The organism is Steroidobacter denitrificans, assembly GCF_001579945.1.
GTDB classification, from domain to species: domain Bacteria; phylum Pseudomonadota; class Gammaproteobacteria; order Steroidobacterales; family Steroidobacteraceae; genus Steroidobacter; species Steroidobacter denitrificans.
In genome coordinates, this window is record NZ_CP011971.1 from 2,227,158 (window position 1) to 2,252,979 (window position 25,822).

Genomic DNA, 25,822 nt, shown 5'->3' on the forward strand with positions numbered 1-25,822 from the left:
TTGTGTTCTTATAGGCGTCACGTTTTTGAATCGCCATACCCATAGTAATATCCCGCCGAGGCAGCGTCCGTGCTCTGATTGAGCAACAGGCCGATCGATTTGTCCTCGCCGAGATGGCTGATGGCATCGAGCACCGACTGCTGCGGCGTACAGTTCGCCCGCACCACCAGGACAACCTGGCCGGCGACCTCAGCCAGTACGCGCGACTCGCTGGTCAACAGCAAGGGTGGCGAATCGATCACGATTATCCGCCTCGGATTGTTGCCGGCCAGCTGTTTCATGATCTCTTCCATGCGATGACTGGCCAACAGCTCTGTGGTGGTCTCCGAACTCGTGCCGATCGGCAGCATGGCCAGCGTCGGCACATCGGTCGGGATGATCAATGTTTCCGGATCCAGCGATTCGTCGCGCAACAGTTCCAGCAGACCGGGTTCGCCGGCGACGCCGAGGGCGCGGTTCAAATGAGGCTTGGGCGCATCGGCGTCGATGAGTAGCACCGACAAGTCCTTCTCCAGCGCCAGACTCAGCGCCAGGTTCACGGAGGTGAAGGTCTTGCCCTCCCCCGGCATGGCGCTGGCCACCATGATGAGCTGGCCACGCGGTAATTTCTCGGCGCCGCCGCGTCCGATGGCATTGGCGATCAAGGGACGCTTGATCTGCCGATACTGATCGGCCAGGGTCCGCTCCTGGTGCTCGGGTGGCAGCAATCCCTGGGAGCGCAGCGCCTGACGATCGATCTTGACCACTCGGTCGCTGCGCATCCGAGTGCGCTCGGCAATGCTGGTCGAGTTGACATCATGCGTCATTGCGGACGCGACACTCTCCATCCGGGTCGTTTCCAGGAACGCAGCAAGTGCAGCCCCCGGCTGGTCGAGTTCCGCCAGCCGCATCGCATCGTCGTTCGCTTCGGCTGCATGGGTATCGATCGATGCGAGTGCGCCCGCCGGAAATATCGGCTTGAGCCGTGCCGTATCATCCAGCGGGGAGGTGCTCTGCATCGGCGTGGGAGAAACCACTGGCGTGCCGGGATGGTGACCGGACTGCGGCAGTGACGCTTTCGCAGCCGCCTTCTGCATCTTCTTGAGGGCCTGTTCTACCAGACTCATGTCGCAGCCCTCAGCCGATCAGCCGTTGCATCAGGCGGGCGCCCGTGCTCTGGAACAGCAGCACGCCGGCGAACATCACCAGCAGCATCACAGCCGCTCCTCCGAATGCGAGTTCCCGCCTGCGATCCTGGGATTTCTGCCGATCCAGCCAGGTCATACTGACCGCGCCGAGCACCGGCAGGCCCGTCACCTCGTTCAGCACGCGTACATTGGTGAACACCGGACGCATCTGGTGCAGCAGGTAGGCCAGCCCGCCGCCGGCACCCAGAGCGGCCACCAGCACCATGGCCAGCAGGCGCGGACGGTTCGGTGCGGCGGGATTGAACCCGGCGGCCGGCGGGTCGATGACCTCGAAGCGCACCACGCCGGTCTCCTCGGCCTGCTCCGACAGCTTGGCCTTCTCCAGCCGGTCGACCAGCGCAGTGTATTGCGCGCGCGTCACGTCATAGTCGCGATTCAGGCGCGCGAACTCGGCCTCCACTTCCGGCACGGTATCCACCATCTGACGCAGCCGCGCCACTTTTCGCTGACTATCGGCCAGCTCACCACGCAGCGCCGCGATCTCCACTTCCGTCTGGTTCAGACTCAGATGGATGCTTTGATAGACCGGATTGGCGGCCGCGCCGGCCGAGGCGGCAACACTGGAATCGCCGCGCTGCAAGGCGGCGATCTCCTCGCGATGACGTTCCTTGAGCTGCTCCAAGGTTTCCCGCGTGGCCAGCACGTCGGGATGCTTATCGGTAAAGCGCAGCAACAGATCCTCCAACCTGGCCTGCGTCTCCTGAATACGGCTGGCAGTGTCGCCGCCGCTGGGCCCCCGGGCAGCGGCGGCGGGAGCAGCGACGCTGGCGACGAACGGAGATTCACCGCTGAGTTGACGCTGCAATTCGTCACGCCGGCTGATCGCAACACCGAGAGCCGTCTGCGCCTTGCGCACCGCATCCATTTCGTTCTGCAGCCGTGAAAAGTAATCGCCCTGTTCGCCCGGCATCAGACCGACATTGCGCTTCTTGAAATCCGCCAGTCGTGTCTCAGCCTCCGACAGCCGTCGTTCATAATCGCCGATCTGCTCGCGCAGGAAGCGCTGCGCCGTCTCCGAGCCCTCGCGCTTGCCGCCGAGCGTGTCTTCCACGAAGGTGTTCAGCAGCTTGTCCACCACCTGCAGACTCTTGTCGCGGCTATGGTCCTGGTAGGAGATCACGAACAAGCCGCCGCTGGCATCGCGCCCCTGCGCACCCCCCTGGATCACGATTCGACTGCGCAGCCTGTCGATCAGGGCGGCGCGCTGCTGGGGCGTGATCGCAGTGGAATCCAGATCCGTCTCACGGGCGACGCGCTCGAGCTGCGGACGGCCCAGCATGGCCTGACGCACCATGTTGAGCTGGGAGTCCACATCGCTCTCCACGGCCAGCCCCTGCAACAGCGGACGCAGCGCAGTGCGCGTATCGACGAATACCCGGGCGCTGGCCTGATACATGTCGGGCATGGCAAACACCGCCACCCAGCCCAGCAGGCAGACGGCCCACGCCACGCCCAGGGCCAGCCAACGAAACCGCCAGGCTCCGCGGACCTCGTCCAGGGTTTGTTCGATGATCGGGCTCATGGCGAGCTCATGGTTGTAAAGGCGACCCTAGAAAAACGATTCCGGCACGACCAGGACATCCCCAGGCCGCAAGGCGAGGTTGTACTTCATCGCACCGCGGTTCACGAGATCATCGAGCTTGACCCTGATCTCCTGCTGCCCGCCAGCCTCCATGCGCACGATCTTGGCGCGATTGCCCGCGGCAAAGGGTCCCAGCCCACCCACCGCCAGAACGGCATCCAGCACCGTCATGCCTTCACGATAAGGCAGGGATTGCGGCGTGGCGACCTGGCCGATGACCTTGACCTGGCTGAACGTGCTGACCGCCTGGGTCACGATGATGTTGACCTGCGGGGAGCGTACATACTCGCCCAGCACTCCTTCGATGTCGCGCGCCAGTTGCGAGGGCGTCTTGCCCACGGCGATCATGTCTTCCACCAGCGGGGTGGAGATCTTGCCATCGGGCCGCACCGGCACGGTGGTGGACAATTCCGGATTGCGCCAGATGAATACCTGGAGCGTGTCACCCGGACCGATGATGTATCGATTGTCCTCGGCCGGCGCAGCCTCACCCGGCGCTGCGCCAGCGGACGTTTTCTGGGCAATGCTGTGTGCCGGCGCGATGGCCAGCAGACAGAACAGGATGCCCGCACAGGCTCGCCGGGCAGCGAACAGGCAACGATTGGCCATCATCGACATTGCAGTGCCCATACAGGAAAAACCGAGACGCCTGGAAAACCTTGAATTTATCAGATGCCCGAGGCTACCGGAGGGCGTCCTTGGTGAACTACTTCTCATTCGTCGTATGCATTCGTGCAGGTGCATGGCGGCCTCGTGACTGAACATGCGAATGACTCGCGAGCATTCGGTAAGGGCGTGAAAAAACTGCTTCGTGACATGAGCGCTACGATTGCGGCAGGCTGTCCAGCAACTCGCGCGCCTGCGCCTGACTGGCGAAGGGTGCGGCATCCGCCCGTACCCGCAGCATCGCTTCCAGGCGCTCGCGCGCCTGACGTGGCGAGCCGCTCGCCGCCAGGGCCGCGGCATGGTGATACTCCAATTCCCGGTAGGCAGGATCGGCGCGCGCGGCCTGCTCGCTTCCTGCGGCCTGACGGGCAACCTGGAGCGCGGATTCCAGCACCTTCAAACCTGCCGCCGGCTTCTGGTTGCGCACCAGGATCCAGCCGTAGGTATCGGCGACCGCGGCAACCTGCGGCGCCAGGACATGCGCCCGGCGCGCCGTTTCTTCGGCACGGATATCACCCTGCGTCTGGTAGAGCCAGGCCAGATTGTTCAACGCCAGCGCGTCGTCGGGACGTTCGCGGATGACGATCTCATATTCGCCGATGGCGCGCTCGGTCAGTCCCATGTCGAGATACGCCTGCGCCAGCACGGTGCGCACGGTATTGTCGCCCGGCTGATATTGCAGCCAGGTGCGCAGCGGCTCGGTCGGCTCGCGCAGCCCCCCCTGCTGCCTGGCGCGGTAGGACTTCAACGCCAGGGCGGCGGAGAGCTGTCGCGCCGAGGCGGCGTCGTAGGCGGCGCTGGCCTGGGCGTGGCGCCCCAGCGCCATCAGTACGTCGCCCTCGAGCGTGATCGCCGCGGGATCGCGCGGCAGCGCCTGTCGCAGCGCGCTGGCGCGCGACAGGGCCACCTCCGGCCGCTCCTGCCGCAGGTCGATCGCCGCCAGCATGCCGACCGTAGGCGGCCACTGCGGTTGCAGTACCAGGGCTGCGTTCAGCGCCTCGCGGGCAGCGGCGGCATCCCCCATCGCCAGCTGCGCGCGCGCCACGTCCAGCCAGTAGCGGGCGCGATCCTCGTTACTGCTCTCCATCCGCGCCGCCAGGTCGGTCGCCTGCCGAAAACGCGCCAACGCCTCGCCATGGCGCCCGGCCTCCAAAAGAATTTGGCCGACGGCGTCGGCGATCTCGGCGTGCTCGCGGGCGGCTTCGGCTAGTTCCTTGAGCACCGTATCGGTCTTGGCGGGATCGTGTACCTGTGCATACAGGCGCGCCAGCCTCAATCTGGGTGCGAACGCATCCACGCGCAGGCGGCGGGCCTGCTCCAGCAATTCGATGGCGCGTGCCGTCTCACCGTTGCGCACTGCCAGGTCCGCCAGCACCAGGCGCACCGGCATGTTGTCCGGATGGCGCCCCAGCAGATCTTCCAACCATTGCGCGGCCGCTTTGGGCTGGCCTGCCGCCACTTCGATACGCGCCCGGTTGATGAAGGTGGCCGTATCTTCGGGTGCTATCTGCGCCGCCGCCGCCAGCAAGGCCCGGGCTTGATCGAACTGTCGCTGATGGCCATGGAATTCGGCTGCAAAATTCAGCAACGCGGCGTCTCCAGGATGGCCGGCCAGCAGGTCTTCGATTCGGCGCTGTGCAACCTGCGTGCCCTGTACCATGCCGATCGCGGTGACGCGCAAACGTTCCAGCGGCATATCCAGAGGCGACTGCGGCACACCTTCCAGCAATGTCAGTGCCTTGCGATTTTCACCGTTGCGCAGATAAGCCGCTGCCAGTTCGAGCTTGAGCTCGCGGTCCCGCGGCCGGCTCGCCACGGCCTGCTCGAGACGGGCGATACCCGCGCGGGTCTGGCCCTGCTGCAATTGCGCGATGCCCAGCAGTGCATCCAATTGGGGATCGCGTCCGCCCCCCGCTTCATCCAACGCCGTGAAGTTCTCCAGCGGCCGCCCCGCGGTGCCCCCACCCCCTGCGACCAGGCTGCCCGGAGCCGCCAGCAGTACCTGCATGGCCGCCTCGGGCCGCCGCAGGCGCAGCCGCACCTGGGCCAGCAGCTTGCGCGCCTCGATGTTCTCGGGGGTGCGCTGCAGCGCCTGCGCCAGCTGCAACTCGGCCTGGTTGAGAGTGCCCTGAGCCAGCAACGCCGCACCCAGCAGGAAGCGTGCCTGGGCTAGTTCGGGCGCCGCGGCCACCAGGCGCTGCAATTCGGCCACCGCTGCGTCATAGTCCTGCGCGGCCATGGCCAGACGCGCGGCGAGCATGCGCGTCACAGGTGCCTGCGGAAATACCGACTGTAGTTCGCGCTGAGCCGCACGCGCCGCCTCCAGATTGCCCCGGGCCATCCGCGTTTCCGTCAGGCTGACCAGCAGGCTCGCCCGTTGCAATGCATCCAGCTGCGTGGCGGCATGAGGACGAGCCGTCTCCAGAACCCGCTCGGCCTGTTCGAAGTCGCCGCGCCGCACATACAGGCCTGCCATGATCAGTCGAGTCTCCGCCCACCGAGGCTGCGATTCATCCAGCTTCTCGACCAGCCGCTCGAGTTGGGCCAAGGCCGCTGCCAGCTCTCCCTGGGCGGCACGCGCCATGGCCAGGCCAGTAGCGGCCTCCACCGAGGCCGGATGCGTCTGCAGCGCCTGTTCGAAAGTCTTTTGCGCCTGCTCGGGCTGTTGGATATCCAGCAGCGCGCGGCCTCGGTAGATCAGATCCAGCGGCGCCGGCAGCGGCAGCTCGTCTGCATCCATCTGCGCCAGCAGCTCGCGCGGCTGGCCGCTCGCCAGGCGAAGCTTCGCGGTCAGCTCCACCGTCTCGGCAACAGGCGCGCCCGCCTGGATGGCGCGTTCCAGCTCGCGCCGGGCATCGATCAGCTCACCCCGCCGCAACAGTACACGCGCAAGCAGCAAGCGGGCCTGCGCATGGTCGGCCTGGGACTGCAATGCATTGCGCAGCTCGATTTCCGCGGCCGCGTAGTCATGCTGCGCGATGCGCTGCTCGGCGCGTTCCAGCCGTGCGTTCGCATCCAGGAACAGCTCGCAGCCGGCCAGCAGCAGCGCCGCTGTACACAGCGCGGCAGCGATGAATCTGCAACGTTCGCGCCTCGCTCCAGGCATCTTGTCTTGCTTCATCGGCCTGCCTTCAATTGGCTTCACTTCAATCGACCCGCTGCCGTTGCAAGCGCATCGGCCGAGACATTGCGGCTACCGGTCTGTCCGGCGGTTCGCAGCGCCGTCAAGATGCGGCCCAGACGTTCGCGTCCCAAGGACTCATCGCGCACCGACTGCTCATCCACCCGGCACGAGGATCCGCAGACCGTGCCCAGGGCAATCACCCTCGAGACCGGCGGCGACCACAGCGAACCTACCCCATAGGCCAACTGCGCACCGGGACCACGCATCAATCGGCGGGGACCGACTTCGTAGTAGTACCAGATCAGGCTTTGGCGGCCATCCGCCCCCTGCAGCACCAACTCGTTCACCCCGAGTTCGCTGCGCCGCGTGCTCGCCAGGATACGCAAGGCCGAAGATCCCAGGATCGAGTTGTCATAGCCGATCAGTTCCTTGCCCTGACGCTGGTTGACATAGATCGCCTCATAGACTTTCACCCACTCGGACGGGCTCTCGGGGTGGCCGCCTGTCGCATCACCTGTCGCATCACCTGTCGCATCGCCTGTCGCACCATCGCCTGCGACGCCGGCCTCGACATCATTCAGGATGTGGAAGGCAACGTGATCCGCGCCGGGATAGCGCGGCAACCAATCTTTCAGTGGCCAGTCTGCCGGTGCTGGGAACCCCGCCGACACGCCGGCCTGCACCGGCAGCCTCTGCAATACGGATAACGCGGACGACGGCTCGCGCTGCACGGGTGTGAGCACGGACAGCAACGGACCTGCAGCCAGCGCACCCAGCGCCAGCGCACAACCGGCCGCCAGGCCGTCGCGGTGCGCGAACTTCGGCATCACCTTCCGCTGGCCGCTCGATATGCGATCAGGATCGCCTCGGCGATGGATCGGCCGGCCGGCCTGGCCATTCGGTCCGGACACAAGATTCAGACGTGAATCCAGTATTCGCGTCGCCAGCCGCAGGAACAGCGCGATCACGATGGCAAACAGCACCCAACCGAAGTAGTAATGATCGACCTGGATCAGGAAATGCTGCATGTCGGTGAGATAGCCGGCCACGATGATCGTGAATACCCGCAGCCAATTGCTGATCATGGCCAGTACGGCCGCCAGGATCAGCAGCAGCCCGCGAGCCTTGGGCGTCGCGCCCTGCAACTCGCCATGCAAGGCGGCGATCGCCAGTGCGACGATGAAAAAATGCAGCCCGCTGCAGCCGCCGGCGATCTCGAAGGAACCGGCGGGGATGTGGACCAGGTTGCCCACCACCAGCGCCGGTATCGAGGTCATGGCCAGCAGTATCCGCACGGCATGGACCGTAATCTCCTGCAAGATACCGTTGCCGAGGCTCCACAATGGAATGGCCAGATACAAATAGGCAAAGGGGAAGGCGGCGGCGCGCGCGACACGTCTTCCCATCGCCGTGTATATCACGCACCAGCCGATGAGCGGCAGCAGCATCTGGTGGGCCAGCTGCACACCTGCTCGATACAGGATCAGCCAGGCCACGCTCAGCAGCGCCGTCAGTACACCCGCCCGCCACTCTCCCCGGACAGGCTGGGCGCCCAGCACCTCGACGCGGCGCCACAGCAGCCATAAACCCACCAGCGCCACCAGCGAACCGTGGGTATAGGTCAGATTGTCGGTGTCGTGCCATTCCTCGAACAGCGATTGGGCGGTCGGCCACAACAGCCCCATCGTGGCCAGTGCAAGTACAGCAGCGAGTGCGGCAAGCACGCGGCCTTCGCCGGCCGGCCACTCCGCCGCTGTCACGCCTTCGTCCACAGTCACATTCATTGGGCCTGCACCCGCACGCCATACTTGTCCATGAGGTCATACAACGTCGGGCGGCTCACGCCGATCAATTCGGCCGTGCGCGAAATGTTGTGATCGGTGATCGCCAGCGCCTGCTGAATCGCCTGGCGCTCGGCGCGCGTGCGCACCTCCTTGAGATTGAACAGCAGGCCGCTGGAGACCGTCTCCTGCAGTCCCAGGTCCTCCGCCGTGATCAACGCGCCCTCGGCCATGATCATGGCGGTCTTCACCTTGTTCTCCAGCTCGCGCACATTGCCCGGCCATGAGTAAGCCTCCAGCGCGGCGATGGCATCCTCCGTGAAGCCGCGCCGCGGCCGTCCATGCGAGCCGCCGAACTTGCGTAAAAAGGCATGCGCCAGCACCGTGGGCGCGCCGCTGCGCTCGCGCAGCGGCGGCACGTTCACCGTGACTTCGCTGATGCGAAAATACAGGTCCTCGCGAAAGCGCTGCTCCTCGATGAGCGTCTTGAGGTTCTTGTTGGTGGCGCAGACCACGCGCACATTCACCGGGATCTCCTGGCGCCCGCCGACCCGCTCGATGACCCGGTTCTGCAGGAAGCGCAGCAGCTTCGCCTGCAGCGCCAGCGGCATATCCCCGATCTCATCCAGAAACAAGGTGCCGCCGTCGGCCAGCTCGATCTTGCCGAGCGTCTGCTTGACGGCGCCGGTGAAGGCACCGCGCTCATGGCCGAACAGCTCGCTCTCCAGCAGCTGCTCCGGGATGGCGGCGCAGTTGATGGCCACGAACTTCTGTGCGGCCCGGGCACCGCTCTGGGTATGGACGGCCCGCGCCAGCAACTCCTTGCCGGTGCCGCTTTCGCCCAGGATCAGCACGGACACATCGGCGGGCGCGACCTTCTCCACCATGCGGCAGACCTTCAGCATGGCCTCATCGGTGGCGATCAACCCTTCCAGCGGCGCGTGGAACTGGGAGGCGCGCAGCTGGCGGTTCTGCTCCTCCAGCGCATGCATGTGGAAGGCGCGATCCACGATCAGGCGCAGCACCTGCGTATCGACCGGCTTTTGATAAAAATCGTAGGCGCCCAGCGACACCGCGCGCACCGCGTTGTCGCGATCGTTGTTGCCGGTGACCACGATCACCTTGGTCTGCGGCGCCAGCGCCAGGATCTCCTTCAAGGTCGTCATGCCTTCGCTGACGCCGTCGGCGTCCGGCGGCAGGCCGAGATCCTGCAGCACCACCGGCGGCTCGAAGCGGCGCAGCTGCACCAGGGCCTCCGCCCGGGTGCCCGCCATCAGCACTTCGTGCTCGTCGAAACACCACTTCAGCTGCTTTTGCAGGCCGAGATCGTCCTCGACGACCAGAAGCTTCAGCTTGTCGTCACTCACGTTGTTGCTGCCTCATGTGCATCGGCCGGGCCGGCTGGCTCATCGTGTACCGTATCGAGGTGCGCCGTCTCGGCCCAAAGCGGCAGGGTAACCGCAAAACGAGTGCCCTGTCCGGGACTACTGCATACTTCCACCTTGCCGCCGATGGAGCGGACATACTCGCGCGCCTGATAGGCGCCGATACCCATGCCCTTGGCGCCCTTGGTGCTGTCGAACGGCCGGAACAGGCGCTGGCGTAAAAATGTCGCGTCCATTCCCGCGCCGGTATCCTGCACGATCAGCGTAGCCTGCGAATTCGAGGAATCGAGGCTCACCTCCACCCGCCCATCCTCGCCGGTCGCATCCTGCGCATTGCGCAGGATATGCTCGATGACATTGGTCAGCCGCTCCCGATCGGCCTGCACGAACACCTCGCCGGCGCTCCGCACCGCCGGTGCCGGCCGGCGCGATGCACAGCGACGGACGGCCTCGAGCGTGAGCTCCGCCAGATCCACCCGCAACGAACGTTCGCTCGCCGCTGTGCCGCGCAGCTGCTCCATGAGACGGGTCATGCGCGCCACCGTATTGTCGATCGTGCCGAGAGCATCGTCGATGAACTCCGGTTTGTGCCGGTGGCGTTGAGCGTTGTCGATGATCAGCTGCAGTTGCGCGATCGAGTTCTTCAGATCGTGCATCATGAAGGCGGTCAACCGGTTGTAGGCTTCGAACTGGCGCGCCTCGGCCAGCTTGCGGTCGGCCTCATGCTGCGCGATATGGGTGGCCACGTGGCGTCCCACGGTCTTGAGCAGATCGCGATCCTCATAAGTCAGCTGGAACGGCGGTGGCGGCTCGTACAGGACCACGAAACCCACCAGCTGATCGAGCTGCAGCAGCGGCGAGACGATGCGCATCTGCGGATGGTTCCTCAGCCAAGCCGGCAATATCAGGTTCTCGTACAGGACCGGCTGTTCGCGAAGCTCGCGCGTATCGATGATCCATTCCGTGCGCGCCAGAAAGCGTGGCAGCGCTTCGCTGGAATCGATGGCGGCGAGTTGCGCCATGCTGTCCAGCCGCATGGGCCAGGCCGCGTGGGGCACGAAGCTGCGTCCCTCCTCCTCGCGCAGGAACAGCAGCCCTCCGGGACTGCCAAAGATCTGCGCGATGGCACGCAGCGCCGTACGCGGCACATCCGCTTCATCCTGTGAAGACAGCGTCTTGATGAAGCGCAGCCACTCCAGGCGATAGTCGTACTTGTTGCGATAGAAATGCTTGCTGATGAACACCTGGGCGCGCCGGCGCAGCATCGGCGAGCCCAACAGGCTGGCCAGCACCACCGCGGCGCCGGCAAGAAAAATGATCTGGGCCACCCTGCCCCAGCTGCCGCCGACCATCTGCACGTAGTAGCCGCCGATCGACATGAGCACCAGGTAGACGCCCACGGCCATGAACGTGGTGGTATAGAACACCACCTGGCGTGACACGAACACCTCCAGCGACCAGTGGGGATTGCGCCGCGCCGCGATGGCGATCAGCGGCACGGCGAACGCATTGATCAGCCCGCGCGCATTCCAGCTGTCCACGGCGATGTTCCCCAGCAATTCACCCTGGGAATACATGAACAAGTCGTAGGCGAACAAGCCGCCGACGCCGATACAGAAATAGCGCAGCGAACCGCGGGCTGCCTCGCCCGCATTGCGATAGATCTGCTCCAGCAGAATCAATGCCGCCAGCGACAGTATCAATCCCGCCCGCGACAACAACAGGGTCGGATTGAGCCGCACACCGGCCTGGGCCAGCAATGGTGCCGACAACAGCAGGACCAGCAGGACCCCACACGACACACGGGCCGCAAGACTCAGACTCCGTGGCAGTGCGGCGCCCCCCACGCAGGTCAGGGCATAGATCCAGGCGGCATCGCGCAATATTTCCACGGCATACAGCAACAGCACCGGGATCGCGCCGCTATGGTGCTCCACCGTCAGCACCGCGGCCCATACTGCCGTCATGGCGCTGGCCGCGATCAGCCAGGCGCCGGTGCGCCTGCCGTTCCAGCTCGTCGCCAACAAAACCGTCAACAACATAAAACCGAGCCCGGCGGTGCCGTAACTGATCATGCCCGCCAGGTTCATGACACCGTTCATGGCGCTTTTAGCGAGCGCCCTTTCGCCACAGGATCACCTCGACCGTCTGCACCAGGATGGCAAGATAAAACAACAGGCTGTGATTCTTGACGTAGAACAGGTCGTATTGAAGTTTTTCGATCGCATCCTGCTCCGAGGATCCGTATGGATAACACAGCTGCGCCCAGCCGGTAATCCCCGGCTTGATCGAATGGCGCTCGCGATAATACGGGATGCGCTCGTTGAGCTGACCGACGAACTCCGGGCGTTCCGGGCGCGGTCCCACGAAGCTCATTTCCCCGCGCAGAACGTTCAGGATCTGCGGCAGCTCGTCGATGCGTGTGGTGCGGATGATCGCCCCGACCCGGGTCACCCGGCTGTCGTTCTTTTGCGCCCAGCATGCTCCGTCGCGCTCGGCGTCCTGGCGCATGCTGCGGAATTTCAATAGCTGGAACGGCTTGCCATGTTGTCCCACGCGCACCTGGCGATAGAACACCGGCGCACGCAGTCCCTCGGTCAGCTTGATCGCCAACGCCGTGACCAGCATGAACGGTGCCGCCACGATCAACAGCGCCAGGCTTGCGCCGATATCGAAGCTGCGCTCCAGGGCGCCGTGCAGGCGTCCCTGGCGAAATCCGTCCGAGAAAATCATCCAGGAGGGATTGAGGATGTCCAGATGCAGCTTGCCGGTTTCCCGTTCCAGGAAACTCACCAGGTCCACGACCTCGATGCCTTCCAGGCGGCATTCCAGCAGCTGCTCCATCGGAAAGTGCCGGCGGCGATCGTCCATCGCCACCACGATCTCATCGACCCGCCGGCTGCGGCACCAGGCCAGCAGACTTTCGTGTTCCTGCAGACGAACCAGATGCGGTACGCCGATGTGGTCATCGCCATCCGCGGGAATGTAGCCCACCACATTGAAGCCGCGACGGTCTGAACGGCGCCGCAGCCCTGAAATGCTTTCCGCCCGCCGGCCGGCTCCGTAGACCAGTACGCGGCGCTTGAAAACATCATCCTTGACCAGGGTGTCGAACAAGATCCGCACCACCATGACGCCGCCCAGCGCCAGTGCCGTCGCCAGCAGCAATGCGCCGCGGCCCATGTACAGACCCGGCATCAGGTAAAACATCACCGCCACCACCAGCGCGCCGCTGATGACGCTGGCGGCGACTCGCGCCAGCATGCCGGGCAACCGGGAGCGCTGGCGTGAGTTGTACAGGCCCATGGCGGCCATGCTGATGAACATGACGCCGGCAAACAATATCGCCCGGGACAGCAGGGACCCCAGTCCCTGCTCGACCTCCTGGATGTGGACGGTCTCGAAGCGCGCCAGCGCCCCCGCATAGGGCGCCAGGAAAAAAATGACCGCTTCCACCGCAGCCAGAATCGCCAGGTGCAACTGCCAGTAGTGCTGAAAAATCCGGATCGCCACGAAACGTTCAATCCTCGGGACCTGGGAATGATGGGAACCGCCTCTGTGCCGAGGCGCAGCAGCATCCATTGCCATCGAGCGGCGGTATCCGCGGATATCGTCACCCGCTCGCCGCCCGATACCGTCGCGAACCACCGCGCTTATCAAGTCTAGGCGGTTGCGCAATCGGAGCACGTGAATACAGTCACATCATGACCGTCAAATAACCGGCAGTCATTGCCGCGACACCGCGTTGGTTCCCCTTGGGTCTTGCAAATTCCATTGTTTCGGAGCCGAAGTAACTGCACGACCGGCCAAATGATTGACAATCATTCTCATTTGTATCTACGATACCAACCGACCCTGGAACCAGCCCGACACTCGCCCGCGGAGCACTGCCTTTCGCGGCGGACGAGGGCCCTCGAAGAGGCCGAAGCGAATGTACGTCTGCATGTGTCATGCGATCAGCGATCGACAAATTCGTGAAGTCGTCGAGCGCGGTGCAGTGTCGCTGAGCGAGGTTCAAGCCCATCTTCCGGTGGCGGATTGTTGCGGCTGCTGCGCCCAGACCGCGCAGGACATCATCGACACCCACCGGAACACCATCCGGCAGGCGATCGCCGCCTGAGGCCATCCACCCCGCGCCTCCGCCCACTCGGCGCACTAATCAGCTGATCGGTATCGTCCTTGGCATTGAGGCCCGGACTTCGATCGATACAGCCAGCTACGGCACTCCCTGTTGCCAATCAATCTTGATTTGCCCAAGATTGAACTGACGCGCATCACCTCAGGAAAATTCCAAGGAGCTCGACATGCAAGGCAATCCCACCGTTCTGCGTCATCTCAACGCCACCCTCAAGAATGAGCTGACCGCCGTCAACCAATATTTCCTGCATGCGCGCATGTTCGAGAACTGGGGCCTGAAGCATCTATGCGAACACACCTACAAGGAATCGCTCGATGAAATGAAGCATGCCGACATGCTGATCAAGCGCATCTTGTTTCTCGAGGGGCTGCCGAATCTGCAGGACCTGGGAAAGCTCCTGATCGGCGAGGACGTCAAGGAAGCGCTGGAATGCAACCTGAAGCTGGAAATGCAGGGCCATCCGGAAGTGCGCAAGGCGATCGCGGACTGCGAGCAGGCGGGCGACTATGTGTCCCGGGAATTATTCGAGAAAATCCAGGAGTCGGAAGAAGAACATATCGACTGGCTGGAAACGCAGCTGGAATTGATCGAGCGGATAGGCATCCAGAACTACTGCCAGTCGCAAATGGAGCCGGGTTGAGGACCAACGAGCAACCGGCCCGGCCGATGTGCCGGCCGCAGCCGGTCGGCCGATTCAGCCGATGATGTTCAGCCGATGGTCTTGGAAGCTATATTCGACAATGCGCTGGTCAGACCCTGCGCATTGACCGCAACCACCGCAAAGTACCAGGTTCCCTCGCTCAGATTCTCGACCATGTAGGAATTCAGCGACGGATTGTTGAGCACGATCGATAGATCCAGAGCCCCGGCGGCGCGGCCATAATGCAGCTGGTAGCCTGACAGGTCGGTCAACACGCTGCCGTCGCTATTCTGCGTCGGCGGCAACCAGGAAACGGTCGCCACGCCCGAGGCGACCTCGCTCACGGTAATCGAGAAAGCCCCCAGGGAGGCACGGGCTTGACCGTCGGATACCTGGATCCTGATGCCGCTGTAGATGCCGACATCGGCGCTGCCGGGCGTACCGGTCAGCCGCCCTGTGGCCGCATCGAAACTGGCCCAGCTCGGCAGATTCGACACTGTGAATGTCAGCGCATCGCCATCCGCGTCGCGAGCGGTCGGCTGGAAGCTATAGGACTGGCCGGCGAGGACCACTCCCCCCCGGCTGCCCCTGGATGGTCGGTGCGGAATTCGCCTCATTCCGGCCGGCATCCGCAGGCGACTCGGTCGCCATCGCCGTATCCCTGGAACCGCCATCGCCTGCGCCACCGCCGCCACCGCAGGCAACGAGCATCAGGCTGCTCAACAGCATACAGACAAATTTCCCAGCCGGTCTCTGCATCGATCGCATAAGGCTCCGCCAAAGTGGATTCCGACCGGCATCCGGCTGATCGTCTCCAGCGGCTCGGTGCTTGCTCGAGCGCCAGCCGAAGGGTTTCGATCAAATCCGCGGGGTCGATCCGGATCGTTGTAATCACGGCCACCCGCACCTGGTGAATCATGGTCGGCGGCAGTCTGCGGAAATCATTATCAAGATTCATGCCATATTGATTTATTATTTGATATTCAATCAGTTATGCTAAACTCACCCTACCTGTCATGCCAATGCATAACCTTTTTGTCGGCGAACGGAGACAGCAGACCTCAAGCCTGTCTGAAAGATAATCGTAGCCTATTGATTTCAAACAGAATCAGAGTATGTCGCCAATGCCAGACATGAAATTCATGACCTTCCCTGACTGCGCCGCCTGCGGCGGCTTGCCACATACCGGCGGCTTGTCGCATGCTACAATGTTACATCTACGTATCGTACCAGGCGCCGCCGAGCAAAAACCCCGGCTTTCCTTGACAGCACCCGGACCCTCCAATACATTGCGCGCCTCTCGCGTGGGGCCATAGCTCAGCTGGGAGAGCGCTTGCATGGCATGCAAGAGGTCGGCGGTTCGATCCCGCCTGGCTCCACCACGTCATTGTTGATGATCCTGCGTCCCCATCGTCTAGAGGCCTAGGACACCGCCCTTTCACGGCGATAACGGGGGTTCGAATCCCCCTGGGGACGCCATTTAAAACAAGTTAGAACTTGTTAGAACCTGGAGCGCAAAGCTCATCCATCCTTGATAGCTGCTACGAAGAAGATATGCTGGCCTCATGAGTACGTTGGCTATCAAACAGATGTCTTGGGATGAGAAGCTTCGTGCGATGGAGGAGCTATGGGAATCTATAAGTCGTGAGGAATCTCGGCTGCCCCCCCCTTCTTGGCATGGAGTTGCCTTGCAAGAAACGATCGCGCGCTACGAGGCTGGACAAGAACAACCGCGCGACTGGTCCGATGCGAAACGCGAATTGCGCCAGCACGTCGAGTAAAAATCAAGATTCTCCCTTCGGCGATCTTCGATTTAGACCGCGGCCGGATGTTTTATGCCCGGCAGGGTAAGAACGTCGGCGACTATTTTCTCGACTCTCTATTCTCTGACATCGATTCTCTAGAGCTATACGCTGGCGTGCATATGAAGGTATTCGACCACCATCGGATGCTCGCCAGACGTTTTCCCTATGCGGTGTACTACAGGATCAATGCCGACATGTGCATTGTCTCTCGTGTCCTTGATTGCAGACAGGAACCGAACCAGGTGGCAGAGACCCTGAAATAAGGCTTTACCGCATCAGCATTTCTCAGCACCGCCGATGTTCACACCTCGTCGGCAACGGATGCGTCAAGACACTGCCCGGCCCGAGGTGTCGCCGCAATCGCGCGCCGGCTCCAGAATTCTGCATTCCTGATGCCGAGCGCATCCGGATCGAACTGCGGATCCAGACCCGCTTTCTTCTGCGCCTCGTAATCCCTGAGCGCCAGCAGCGCCGGCTTTTGTAGAATAAGGATGGCGCCAAGATTCAGCCATGCCATCAAGCCCACGCCGATATCGCCCAGCCCCCAGGCAAGCTCGGCGCTGCGCATGGCGCCATAGGTGACCGAGGTCATGATGGCGAGCTTGAGCAACAATATCGCCCAGCCGCGATGCACTGATCGATTGATGTACTGCACATTGGTTTCGGCCATGTAGTAGTACGCCACGATCGTAGTGAAGGCGAAAAACGTCAGCGCCAGCGCCACGAAACTTGCGCCGAATCCCGGCATCACCGACTCGACCGCCGCCTGCGTATAGCCGGGTCCCGTCTCCATGCCCGGCAGGCTGTTCACGATCATGGAACCATCCGGGTGATTCACATTGTACTGGCCGGTGGACAGGATCATGAACGCCGTCGCCGAACACACCAGCATCGTATCGACATAAATCGAGAATGCCTGCACATAGCCCTGCTTGGCCGGGTGGGAAACCTCCGCCGCGGCCGCCGCATGCGGACCGGTGCCCTGGCCGGCTTCATTGGAATAGACACCCCGCCTGACGCCCCACTCCACCGCCAGGCCCAGTACCGCACCGAACGCCGCTTCCGCGCCGAAGGCGCTGCGAAAAATCAGCGCCAGAATATGCGGCAGCTCACTAATATTGATAAGCATGATGACCAGCGCGGTAAGGATGTAGGCGAGCGCCATGAACGGCACGACGACCTGCGCAAACGCGGCGATGCGTTTTACCCCACCCAGAATGATCGTGCCCAATACGATCACCGTCACGACCGCGGTCACCGCGGTCGGAACACCCCATGCATTCTGCATGCTCACGGCGATGCCGTTCGCCTGCACTCCGGGCAGCAGTATGCCGGTGCCCAGGACGGTAACGATGGCAAAAGCGGTTGCGTACCACTTCAGCCCCATGGCCTTCTCGATGTAATAGGCCGGACCGCCCCGATACTGGCCCTGATCGTCCTTCTCCTTGTATATCTGCGCAAGAGTCGATTCTATGTATGCCGTGGAGGCGCCCAGAAACGCGACCACCCACATCCAGAAGACGGCGCCAGGCCCACCGAAGGTGATCGCCGTCGCGACACCGGCGATATTGCCGATACCGATGCGCCCCGACAGCGATATGGTCAGCGCCTGAAAAGGCGATACACCGGCCTCGGAGCGATGACCGGCCAACATCAGCCTGATCATCTCCTTGAAACCGCGCACCTGCATGAAGCGCGTTCGTATGGAGAAATACAAGCCGGCGCCCAGACACAAGGCAATGAGCGCCTTGCTCCAGATAAGGCTGTTGAGAAAATCCACCGCTGCAATCATCGGCATCCTCCCTCGATGTCCGAGACGAGCTTCTTGGTTCTTATACGCGCCGCCTGGTCCTCATACGCGGATCCGCGGCACTGCCGCCTGCGTGCAGTCGCACCCGTGCGGAACATGGATTTCCGTGGAGAGCGGCTCGTCCGGCAAATCATCGGGAACATCCACGTCATGCGACAATCCCGGCAGATGCTCGACCGTTACGCTCGCCCCGCAGGCCCTGGCCGTTTCCAGATGTGCTTCCAGACTGGCCACCCCGAAGTGCGGCTGAATACGCGCCGGCAGCCGCAGCCATAAGGCGTTCGTTCCTTCCTTGTGCCGATCCGGGACGACGACGACGTCGTGATCGCGGCCGACCTCGATCAGCCGTTCGATCTCCGCCGCCGTGACGTAGGGAACATCGCCGGCAACCACGATCGCGGCATCGAAGCGATGGGTGATGTGCGTGAGCGCGAGTTCGACAGCCGCATTGAGACCCCTGCCTTCATCGCGGATGCGTTCCACTCCTGGTAGATTCAGGTCGTCGTCGGACGTCACGAGCACGATCCGCTCCACACCGCGCGCTGTGCGCAGCACGCCGACCACATGCTCGAGCATCGAGCGGACCAAGGAGGCGCGCTGGTGTGGTGACAGGACGGCAGACAGCCGCGTCTTTCCCTCGCCAAGGGCTCGCACAGGTACGATGGCGCATACGTTCACGATGCCCTCCACAAACGTACCTGATCCGCTACGGGACGCCGCTGGCGCAGCATGGGCGGCGCCGCTTGCCGCCCCATTCATTCAGGCCGTAGGACGCTCGTTCAGTGTACCCGTGATCTCGATGCCGGCGCCATCGCTGCTGTAGGTCTTGTTGATGAAAATGAGCACCGAGGTCAGCGCCTCCGCGGCAGCCGAATTACAGAGCGCACCGCCATGCAGGCCGCGCAGCCCGCAACGGCTCACCACGTCGATGGCGACATCACGCGCTGCTCGTTCGTCGCCGAAAACCAGTACATCGCAGGCGATCTTTTCATCCGTCGCCAGCTTATGTGCCGGGACATTGTGGAATGCGGAAACGAGGCGCACCGACGGACCGAGAATCTTCTGTGCGGCCACGGCCGCACTGCCCTCCTCCGGCAGCTGCACGCGCATCACCTTGGGCGGCATCAGCGGTACCGTTGTATCGATCACGATCTTGCCGGACACCACGCCGGCGATCTCCGTCAACGTGGCGCGCTGCGCCGCATATGGAACCGTGACAATGACTACATCCGCCGCGGCGGCCGCGGCGGCATTGGCATCCGCTGCGACCTCCTTGCCGGTTTCGGATGCCAGGGCCTTGGCGGCCTCCTGCGCCCTGCCCGCATCGCGCGAACCGACAATGACTTTCGTGCCCGCCAGCACGAGGCGGCGAGCGATGGCTGCACCTAGTTGTCCGGTGGCCCCGATCACCGCGATCACGTGGTTCGACGTCGACATGCAAGTCTCCTGTTTTTTCCTGTGCTGTCCGGTGGGGCCCGCGCCTGCTCCGCCGCCTGGACGAGACACCCGATCCTTTCAGTTTACGTCATGGATTACCAACATGCGACCTGCGCCAGGGCAACTTGACCTTCCCGCGATGGTAAGATTCAGGCTGTCCGCATACGAACTTCCGACATTGGGAAACAAACCATGAGCATGTCCGGCATCCGCAGTGCTGGTGCCGCGTCGGCTGCGATCAGTCTGCCCATCGAGGGGATGACCTGCGCCAGCTGTGTGCGCCGCATGGAGGCCGCTCTGGCCAAGGTCGACGGCGTGAGCAGCGTATCCGTCAATCTTGCCACCGAACGAGCCGATATCCGCCTGGATGGCCCGGCCGATCGCATGGCGCTGATCCAGGCGGTGCGGCAAGTGGGCTATGAGGTGCCTGCCGGCACCGTCGAGTTGACGGTCGAGGGAATGACCTGCGCATCATGCGTGGGTCGCGTCGAGCGGGCGCTGCAAGCCGTTCCCGGCGTCGCACAGGCGACAGTGAACCTGGCGAGCGAGCGCGCCACCGTGCGCGGCGTGGCTGCCCCGGCGGACCTGCTGGCGGCCATCGAGAAAGCCGGCTACGAGGCCAGCCTCATCGACCCGACCGCCCCGGCCGGGGAGGCCGAGGATAAGAAGGACGCCGAGTTGCTCGGACTCAAGCGCGACCTGATCCTGGCCAGTGTGCTGTCGCTGCCGGTATTCGTGCTGGAGATGGGCTCGCATCTGTTCCCCGGCATGCACGACTGGATCGCAGCCGGCATCGGCATCCAGACAAGCTGGTATCTGCAATTCATACTGACCACGCTGGTCGCGCTCATGCCGGGCCGGCGCTTTTATACGAGCGGATTTCCGGCGCTGCTGCGCCTGGCGCCGGACATGAACTCGCTGGTTGCGGTCGGTACGGCAGCCGCCTACAGCTATTCGGTCGTCGCCACCTTTGCCCCCGGCCTGCTGCCTGCCGGGACGGTAAACGTCTACTACGAGGCGGCCGCCGTCATCGTGGCCCTGATCCTCCTGGGACGCTTTCTCGAAGCACGCGCCAAGGGGCGCACTTCGGAGGCCATCAAGCGGCTGATCGGCCTGCAGGCCAAGACCGCACATGTCACGCGTAATGGCCGCATCCTGGACATTCCGATCAACCAGGTGGTCCTGGGCGACAGGGTCGAAGTGCGTCCCGGCGAGCAGATTCCGGTCGATGGCGAAGTCACCGAGGGTCGCAGCTTCGTCGATGAGTCCATGATCACCGGCGAACCGGTTCCCGTCGAAAAGACGGTTGGCAGCACCTTGGTCGGCGGTACCGTCAACCAGCAAGGCGCCTTGACGCTGCGTGCCACCGCCGTGGGCGGCCAGACCATGCTGGCGCAGATCATTCGCCTGGTCGAACAGGCGCAAGGCTCCAAGCTGCCGATCCAGGCCGTGGTGGACAAGGTGACCCTGTGGTTCGTACCCGCGGTCATGTTGGCCGCATTGTTGACTTTCCTGGTCTGGCTGATCTTCGGCCCCTCACCGGCGTTGACCTTTGCCCTGGTCAACGCCGTGGCCGTACTCATCATCGCCTGCCCCTGCGCCATGGGCCTGGCCACGCCGACCTCCATCATGGTCGGCACGGGCCGCGGCGCCGAAATAGGCGTGCTGTTCCGTAAAGGCGAAGCATTGCAGTTGCTCAAGGATGCCCGGGTGGTGGCCGTCGACAAGACCGGCACCTTGACCGAAGGCCGTCCCGTACTGACCGACCTGCAGATCGCCGCAGGCTTTGATCAGCGCGAAGTACTGGCCAAGGTCGCTGCGGTGGAGTCGCGCTCCGAGCACCCGATCGCCCGCGCCATCGTCACCTCCGCCGCGGAACAAGGAATCACACTGCCTGCACTGGCCGGGTTCGAGTCGGTCACCGGCATGGGCGTGCGAGCCATGGTGCAGGATACTCGCGTGGAAGTGGGTGCCGATCGCTTCATGCGCGCATTGGGTCTGGACGTCAGCGAGTTCGCCGACGCCGCCGAACGCCTGGGCAGCGAGGCCAAGTCGCCGCTGTATGCCGCCATCGATGGCCGGCTGGCGGCCATCATCGCCGTAGCGGACCCGATCAAGTCCAGCACACCCAAGGCGATCGCCACCCTGCATCAACTTGGCCTGAAAGTGGCCATGATCAGCGGCGACAACGCGCGCACTGCGCAAGCAATCGCCAAAAAATTAGGTATCGACGAAGTGGTGGCCGAAGTATTGCCCGAAGGCAAGGTCGAAGCAGTACGCCGGCTGAAGTCGACCCACGGCCGGACCGCCTTCGTGGGTGACGGCATCAATGACGCACCGGCGCTGGCCGAAGCCGACGTGGGGATGGCGATCGGCACCGGCACCGACGTGGCGATGGAATCCGCCGACGTGGTGCTGATGTCCGGCAATCTGCAAGGTGTTCCCAATGCCATCGCCCTGTCCAAGGCCACCCTGGGCAATATTCGCCAGAACCTGTTCTGGGCCTTTGGCTACAACACGGCGCTGATTCCGGTGGCCGCGGGCGTGCTGTACCCCGCCTATGGAGTGTTGTTGTCGCCTATCTTCGCAGCCGGCGCGATGGCGCTGTCCAGCGTCTTCGTGGTCACTAACGCCTTGCGCCTGCGCCGCTTCCAGCCGCCGCTGGCAATAGCCGATACCGTTCAATAGGCAACAAGCAACAAGCAACAAGCAATAGGCAACAAGCAATAGGCAATAGGCAATAGGCAATAGGCAATAGGCAATAGGCAATAGGCAATAGGCATGCTTCAGGATGAAGCTTCCGTTGTCCACTCATCAAGCGTCAATCCGCCGGACGCACGCACTCGTGGAATCGCCATGCCGACTCGTCTTCGAACGGGTCTCCATCCTGGTGAAGAGCTCCGCGAGTGGCTTACCGATATCAACGTGACGGACGCCGCGAAGCAGCTTGGCGTGACGAGTGTTGCGCCCTCACGCGTGCTCAATGGCGCTGCGGCCATAAGTGCCGATATGGATCTGCGGCTTTCGAAGGCGCTCGGGACCACGCCCGGTACGTGGTACTCGATGCAGGCGCAGCGACGATTTCGTGCGAAGGTGCAGCCGCTGTCCCTCAATTGGTGCATCAGGCCACCTCCTTGATACCGGTACGATTTGCAATTGCTGTCACCAGCGCAGAAAAATCGTCATAACACTGCTGCACATTGGCCTGGTGGGCACCGATAGCCCCATCAGCACTACGCAAGCTGAACATTGGCTTGCGCGCCTCCATCGCCATCGGCATCAAGCTGCGATAGTGCTTGATCCGCTGAATCTGGTTGTCATCGGCACCCGTTAAATCTCCAGAGTCCACGTCCAGAACGCTCTCCCGGTAGGTGATCGGCAATCGCTTCTGCCACTTGGCGTAAGCTTTAGTGGGGCGTCCGAGCCGCTCGGCATGCTGCATCAATACATAGCCCACCGGGCTCATTTCACCCTGCGGCATTGCTCCTAGAGCATTTGGTGCTTGAGGTAGTGCCGATGCCCAAGTGCCGCGCCACTTACGCAAGGTCGGCCCCAGATTCTTTAAGCCCTGAAGTGAAAACAAATCTGGTGCCACCGGCATCACGACATGACTGGAAGCCACCAGTGCCGAACGGTTGATCGCACCCAAATTTGGCCCAACATCGACCAACACTAGACCAGCCTGATGTCTTCGGGCCGCCTCCTCGATGATCCGCCAGAATGCAGTGGTGACACGAAACGCCCGTGTATCTCCTTCAAGGCAGCGTGGCCATTGAATAGAGAGATCATCTTCAATACGGGACAAGGCCAGATCACCCACCAGCAAACCCAGACGGCTGCTCAAAGGCTCGATATGCGCTGCACGCACATCTCCCGTGCCTTCGAACAAGGGCGCAAGTGCGCCATTGATAGTAAGCGGATGGTCATTATCCGGCCACAAAGCCTCAAGCCGTGATTCATCCAGCGCCATGATCGAGAGATTGGACTGCGGATCGAGATCCACGGCCAACACACGCTGCCCCTGCTCGGCAAACATGAAAGCACAGTGATAAACCAGCGAGGTCTTGCCGACGCCCCCCTTGTTGTTGAAGAACGCGATACGAGGCGTCATGATGTTTCCCCCTGGATGATCGCAGCCACCACGCCGGGTTGCACCTCAAAGCGTAGTCTCTGCCCAAGCGCCTTGCGGGCAATGGCAATGCCCGCGCCGAAGCGCTGTACATAGCCGAGCGCTCGCAACGCCTCAGCCAAATTGGGATTACGGTAATCCGTGATGCCGGGCTGACCAAAGTTTTCCGGCGTTACGCTGCCAAACGGCCCCCCGGGATTGTGGATTTCGATGCAATCGTCAAACCAGTACACCCGCACCGGTGTGTTGGTCACTTCGTAACTGCGGTGCATGAAGGCGTTGCGCACCAATTGACGCAAAGCCTCCAATGGATAGGCTTCGCGTCTATCCTCGGTGTCGACGTCGCTGAAGCGCACACCGCGCTGGTTGTGCGCCGCGAGTTTTTCTTCCAGCCTTCGAATCTGGTCCGCCACCGTGCCGTGAATCGCCTCTTCATCGGAAACGGGTGCGGTCAGATCGTTACCCGCCAATCGTAGAAATTGCGTATACGCCCCCGGCAACCAATCAGCGGGCGACTTGCCGATTACCAGGAAGCCGAGCACCGTAGGCACCGGCTCGCTGTCGTTCAACACCATCTTGGTTGCAGCCAACTTCTGCTCGTAGCTGCGCTCGTTCGCCTCCAGCACGTCTCGGGCCACAAGCGCGGGCAGGTATTCCTGTTCAAAACGCAGCCGATCAAGTTCGATCAATTCTGCATCATGAATAGGTTGAACATCGAAAGGCCGATCTCGGTGGCGGCGTCGCTCGTTGAGGATGCGCTCATCCTGCGCTGTGGCCAACCCTCGCCGCGGCCCCCAGCGCACGTGGACACGCCCTTTGTACCGAACTGGAGGGGTGTCGCAAGGCCAGACAGTAATCACCGCAATTTCTGCGTCCGAAAGCACTCGCTTTTCTGCCAGAAGCGTTGGCGGCGGCACGATGTTACCGTCCGTCTTGATGTCGGCAAGGCTGCGCAGCAGCTCGTCCGTGACAGCGAAGCCAGGCATGGGCGTGCCCTTGTCATGCACGCCGATCAACACCACACCTGGCGCGTTATGCCCGGCGAGATCGTTGGCAAAGGCACACACAGCTTCTCGAACCTTTTGCGGAGAATCTCCCTGGAAGGATTGCTTGCGCTCGGCACGATCCGATTCCAGATCAGCCATCATGACTTCGAGTTGTGCATCGCTAAAGTAGCTCATCGCTTGTACCCCCCATCGTCATCGAACAAGGAACCCTGCGCGTGCTGGACTGAGGCGCTTGCCCCGGAATTCTTCTCGTAGCATCAGTCCAAGCATTACTTCCGATCCTCCTTGTTCGATGCCTTACTCGCGGCGCGTTCGGGCCTGCCCGCCGATTGCTGCTTGATCCAGCTCTCGATGTCACCGCGCGAGAACCGCCACGTTCCACCGAGCTTGAACGCAGGGATCTCCCCGCTCGCTGCGAGCCGATAGATCGTGCGTTTGCCCGCCTTCAGGTAGGCTGCAACCTCGTCCAAGGTCAGGATGTCGCCATCAGGCTCTGCCATTGCCGTTCCTATGCAGACGTTGAAATATAATTGCCAAGTCTTGCCGATTCTCACACAAGACGGCGACGCCGACCAGCCGAGGCCTGTGCCCGAACTTCAATCGTTTTCAGGGTGGATCGTGTAATGGTGGAGCGACCGCACACGGATAGGCCCATCGAAGGGCTGCCGGAATACGGCGCCGAACATACTTGGCGCCGCACTTGCCGCGGCTGTAGATAACTTGAAAAAGTTGGGGTGGACGATGGGACTCGAACCCACGACGGCCGGAATCACAATCCGGGGCTCTACCAACTGAGCTACGTCCACCATATGCCTGCGCGCTGATGGCGCGCCCGGCAGGACTCGAACCTGCGACCCTCGGCTTAGAAGGCCGATGCTCTATCCAGCTGAGCTACGGGCGCACAAGCGTTCAAAGCTTGGCCGGGTTTGCAGGATTCGTCAAATGGTCGGGGCAGCAGGATTCGAACCTGCGACCCTCTGCTCCCAAAGCAGATGCGCTACCAGACTGCGCCATGCCCCGTCCGCCGCCCGCTCGAGGGCAGCTTCAACGGCCATAGCTCGCACGGGCGGCGCATGATACGTATGACACGCAGAAGCGTCAATTTTCGTCCCTCGAGGCCTGCTCGGCACC

20 protein-coding genes and 5 tRNA genes are annotated in these 25,822 nt (G+C 62.8%); 7 read left to right on the plus strand and 18 right to left on the minus strand.

Annotated features, from left to right (window positions below; all coding sequences use genetic code 11):
- Positions 1-17 precede the first annotated feature (17 nt).
- From ACG33_RS10185 to ACG33_RS10220, 8 genes are all read right to left on the minus strand, one after another.
- A complete protein-coding gene (locus ACG33_RS10185; RefSeq protein WP_066920919.1) occupies positions 18-1,106 on the minus strand; it encodes an AAA family ATPase in 1,089 nt (362 codons plus the stop codon).
- Positions 1,107-1,116: 10 nt separating this feature from the next.
- The gene (locus tag ACG33_RS10190) at positions 1,117-2,709 is read right to left on the minus strand and encodes an XrtA system polysaccharide chain length determinant (protein ID WP_066920921.1); all 1,593 of its coding nucleotides are present in this window, start codon (positions 2,707-2,709) and stop codon (positions 1,117-1,119) included.
- 27 nt (positions 2,710-2,736) lie between these two features.
- Positions 2,737-3,381: an XrtA/PEP-CTERM system exopolysaccharide export protein gene (locus tag ACG33_RS16355; protein ID WP_168160063.1), complete on the minus strand. Its 645-nt coding sequence runs from the start codon at positions 3,379-3,381 to the stop codon at positions 2,737-2,739.
- 211 nt (positions 3,382-3,592) lie between these two features.
- Positions 3,593-6,556, minus strand: coding sequence for a tetratricopeptide repeat protein (locus ACG33_RS10200; RefSeq protein WP_066920925.1), 2,964 nt, complete (start codon positions 6,554-6,556; stop codon positions 3,593-3,595).
- 20 nt (positions 6,557-6,576) lie between these two features.
- Entirely contained in the window at positions 6,577-8,343 is a 1,767-nt protein-coding gene (gene xrt / locus ACG33_RS10205) for an exosortase (RefSeq protein WP_066920928.1), read from the minus strand.
- Positions 8,340-9,707 carry a PEP-CTERM-box response regulator transcription factor gene (gene prsR / locus ACG33_RS10210; RefSeq protein ID WP_066920930.1) on the minus strand — a complete coding sequence of 456 codons (1,368 nt, stop codon included), beginning with the start codon at positions 9,705-9,707 and terminating at the stop codon, positions 8,340-8,342. Before prsR ends, xrt begins: the two co-directional genes overlap by 4 nt.
- Positions 9,704-11,827 (minus strand): XrtA/PEP-CTERM system histidine kinase PrsK, encoded by a 2,124-nt coding sequence (prsK, locus tag ACG33_RS10215; protein WP_066920933.1) that lies wholly within the window; start codon positions 11,825-11,827, stop codon positions 9,704-9,706. Before prsK ends, prsR begins: the two co-directional genes overlap by 4 nt.
- Positions 11,828-11,834: 7 nt before the next feature.
- Complete coding sequence (locus tag ACG33_RS10220; protein ID WP_066920935.1) at positions 11,835-13,238, minus strand: TIGR03013 family XrtA/PEP-CTERM system glycosyltransferase; 1,404 nt, start codon at positions 13,236-13,238, stop codon at positions 11,835-11,837.
- Between the two features lie 418 nt (positions 13,239-13,656).
- On the opposite strand from ACG33_RS10220, the gene ACG33_RS10225 reads away from it, so the two are divergent.
- The gene (locus tag ACG33_RS10225) at positions 13,657-13,845 is read left to right on the plus strand and encodes a (2Fe-2S)-binding protein (RefSeq protein WP_066920937.1); all 189 of its coding nucleotides are present in this window, start codon (positions 13,657-13,659) and stop codon (positions 13,843-13,845) included.
- 184 nt (positions 13,846-14,029) lie between these two features.
- The gene (bfr, locus tag ACG33_RS10230; RefSeq protein ID WP_066920939.1) at positions 14,030-14,503 is read left to right on the plus strand and encodes a bacterioferritin; all 474 of its coding nucleotides are present in this window, start codon (positions 14,030-14,032) and stop codon (positions 14,501-14,503) included.
- Between the two features lie 68 nt (positions 14,504-14,571).
- On the opposite strand, the gene ACG33_RS10235 is transcribed toward bfr, so the two are convergent.
- Positions 14,572-15,120, minus strand: a complete 549-nt coding sequence (locus tag ACG33_RS10235) for a putative Ig domain-containing protein (RefSeq protein WP_168160064.1) — start codon at positions 15,118-15,120, stop codon at positions 14,572-14,574.
- Between the two features lie 689 nt (positions 15,121-15,809).
- Between ACG33_RS10235 and ACG33_RS10240 the strand changes: the two genes are divergently transcribed.
- The 3 genes from ACG33_RS10240 to ACG33_RS15775 all read left to right on the plus strand — a co-directional run bounded on the left by ACG33_RS10240 (position 15,810) and on the right by ACG33_RS15775 (position 16,284).
- Positions 15,810-15,885, plus strand: a tRNA-Ala gene (locus ACG33_RS10240).
- A gap of 21 nt (positions 15,886-15,906) precedes the next feature.
- Positions 15,907-15,982, plus strand: a tRNA-Glu gene (locus tag ACG33_RS10245).
- Positions 15,983-16,119: 137 nt separating this feature from the next.
- Complete coding sequence (locus tag ACG33_RS15775) at positions 16,120-16,284, plus strand: addiction module protein (RefSeq protein ID WP_237392725.1); 165 nt, start codon at positions 16,120-16,122, stop codon at positions 16,282-16,284.
- Positions 16,285-16,609: 325 nt separating this feature from the next.
- Here the strand turns inward: ACG33_RS15775 and ACG33_RS10255 are convergent, their stop codons facing one another.
- From ACG33_RS10255 to npdG, 3 genes are all read right to left on the minus strand, one after another.
- Positions 16,610-18,100 carry an alanine/glycine:cation symporter family protein gene (locus ACG33_RS10255; protein ID WP_066923186.1) on the minus strand — a complete coding sequence of 497 codons (1,491 nt, stop codon included), beginning with the start codon at positions 18,098-18,100 and terminating at the stop codon, positions 16,610-16,612.
- 60 nt (positions 18,101-18,160) lie between these two features.
- Positions 18,161-18,796, minus strand: coding sequence for a 2-phospho-L-lactate guanylyltransferase (cofC, locus tag ACG33_RS10260; protein WP_168160065.1), 636 nt, complete (start codon positions 18,794-18,796; stop codon positions 18,161-18,163).
- Positions 18,797-18,877: 81 nt separating this feature from the next.
- On the minus strand, positions 18,878-19,555 hold the full coding sequence (gene npdG / locus ACG33_RS10265) for an NADPH-dependent F420 reductase (protein ID WP_066920948.1): 678 nt from the start codon (positions 19,553-19,555) through the stop codon (positions 18,878-18,880).
- A 192-nt stretch (positions 19,556-19,747) separates the two neighbouring features.
- Between npdG and ACG33_RS10270 the strand changes: the two genes are divergently transcribed.
- Both ACG33_RS10270 and ACG33_RS17080 read left to right on the plus strand, forming a co-directional pair.
- The gene (locus ACG33_RS10270; protein WP_066920950.1) at positions 19,748-22,243 is read left to right on the plus strand and encodes a heavy metal translocating P-type ATPase; all 2,496 of its coding nucleotides are present in this window, start codon (positions 19,748-19,750) and stop codon (positions 22,241-22,243) included.
- A 168-nt stretch (positions 22,244-22,411) separates the two neighbouring features.
- Positions 22,412-22,693: a HigA family addiction module antitoxin gene (locus ACG33_RS17080; RefSeq protein WP_066920952.1), complete on the plus strand. Its 282-nt coding sequence runs from the start codon at positions 22,412-22,414 to the stop codon at positions 22,691-22,693.
- On the opposite strand, the gene ACG33_RS10280 is transcribed toward ACG33_RS17080, so the two are convergent.
- From ACG33_RS10280 to ACG33_RS10305, 6 genes are all read right to left on the minus strand, one after another.
- A complete protein-coding gene (locus tag ACG33_RS10280; protein ID WP_066920954.1) occupies positions 22,677-23,666 on the minus strand; it encodes a ParA family protein in 990 nt (329 codons plus the stop codon). The genes ACG33_RS17080 and ACG33_RS10280 overlap by 17 nt on opposite strands.
- Positions 23,663-24,865 (minus strand): ATP-binding protein, encoded by a 1,203-nt coding sequence (locus tag ACG33_RS10285; protein WP_066920956.1) that lies wholly within the window; start codon positions 24,863-24,865, stop codon positions 23,663-23,665. The genes ACG33_RS10280 and ACG33_RS10285 overlap by 4 nt, the downstream gene beginning before the upstream one ends.
- Positions 24,866-24,960: 95 nt before the next feature.
- Positions 24,961-25,191, minus strand: a complete 231-nt coding sequence (locus tag ACG33_RS10290) for a helix-turn-helix domain-containing protein (RefSeq protein WP_066920958.1) — start codon at positions 25,189-25,191, stop codon at positions 24,961-24,963.
- Positions 25,192-25,421: 230 nt separating this feature from the next.
- Positions 25,422-25,497 (minus strand) — tRNA-His (locus tag ACG33_RS10295).
- Positions 25,498-25,515: 18 nt separating this feature from the next.
- A tRNA-Arg gene (locus ACG33_RS10300) sits at positions 25,516-25,592 on the minus strand.
- 42 nt (positions 25,593-25,634) lie between these two features.
- Positions 25,635-25,711, minus strand: a tRNA-Pro gene (locus tag ACG33_RS10305).
- Positions 25,712-25,822 lie beyond the last annotated feature (111 nt).

What these genes read in the sequence shown, in the direction of transcription:
- ACG33_RS10200 (WP_066920925.1), bottom strand. Translation starts at nt 6,556, where the DNA reads ATGAAGCAAGACAAGATGCCTGGAGCGAGGCGCGAACGTTGCAGATTC.
- ACG33_RS16355 (WP_168160063.1), bottom strand. Translation starts at nt 3,381, where the DNA reads ATGATGGCCAATCGTTGCCTGTTCGCTGCCCGGCGAGCCTGTGCGGGC.
- ACG33_RS10225 (WP_066920937.1), top strand. Translation starts at nt 13,657, where the DNA reads ATGTACGTCTGCATGTGTCATGCGATCAGCGATCGACAAATTCGTGAA.
- ACG33_RS10285 (WP_066920956.1), bottom strand. Translation starts at nt 24,865, where the DNA reads ATGAGCTACTTTAGCGATGCACAACTCGAAGTCATGATGGCTGATCTG.
- ACG33_RS17080 (WP_066920952.1), top strand. Translation starts at nt 22,412, where the DNA reads ATGCCGACTCGTCTTCGAACGGGTCTCCATCCTGGTGAAGAGCTCCGC.
- prsK (WP_066920933.1), bottom strand. Translation starts at nt 11,827, where the DNA reads ATGAACGGTGTCATGAACCTGGCGGGCATGATCAGTTACGGCACCGCC.
- ACG33_RS10235 (WP_168160064.1), bottom strand. Translation starts at nt 15,120, where the DNA reads ATGAGGCGAATTCCGCACCGACCATCCAGGGGCAGCCGGGGGGGAGTG.
- ACG33_RS10290 (WP_066920958.1), bottom strand. Translation starts at nt 25,191, where the DNA reads ATGGCAGAGCCTGATGGCGACATCCTGACCTTGGACGAGGTTGCAGCC.
- bfr (WP_066920939.1), top strand. Translation starts at nt 14,030, where the DNA reads ATGCAAGGCAATCCCACCGTTCTGCGTCATCTCAACGCCACCCTCAAG.
- npdG (WP_066920948.1), bottom strand. Translation starts at nt 19,555, where the DNA reads ATGTCGACGTCGAACCACGTGATCGCGGTGATCGGGGCCACCGGACAA.
- ACG33_RS10255 (WP_066923186.1), bottom strand. Translation starts at nt 18,100, where the DNA reads ATGATTGCAGCGGTGGATTTTCTCAACAGCCTTATCTGGAGCAAGGCG.
- ACG33_RS15775 (WP_237392725.1), top strand. Translation starts at nt 16,120, where the DNA reads ATGGAGGAGCTATGGGAATCTATAAGTCGTGAGGAATCTCGGCTGCCC.
- ACG33_RS10190 (WP_066920921.1), bottom strand. Translation starts at nt 2,709, where the DNA reads ATGAGCCCGATCATCGAACAAACCCTGGACGAGGTCCGCGGAGCCTGG.
- ACG33_RS10270 (WP_066920950.1), top strand. Translation starts at nt 19,748, where the DNA reads ATGAGCATGTCCGGCATCCGCAGTGCTGGTGCCGCGTCGGCTGCGATC.
- ACG33_RS10185 (WP_066920919.1), bottom strand. Translation starts at nt 1,106, where the DNA reads ATGAGTCTGGTAGAACAGGCCCTCAAGAAGATGCAGAAGGCGGCTGCG.
- ACG33_RS10280 (WP_066920954.1), bottom strand. Translation starts at nt 23,666, where the DNA reads ATGACGCCTCGTATCGCGTTCTTCAACAACAAGGGGGGCGTCGGCAAG.
- xrt (WP_066920928.1), bottom strand. Translation starts at nt 8,343, where the DNA reads ATGAATGTGACTGTGGACGAAGGCGTGACAGCGGCGGAGTGGCCGGCC.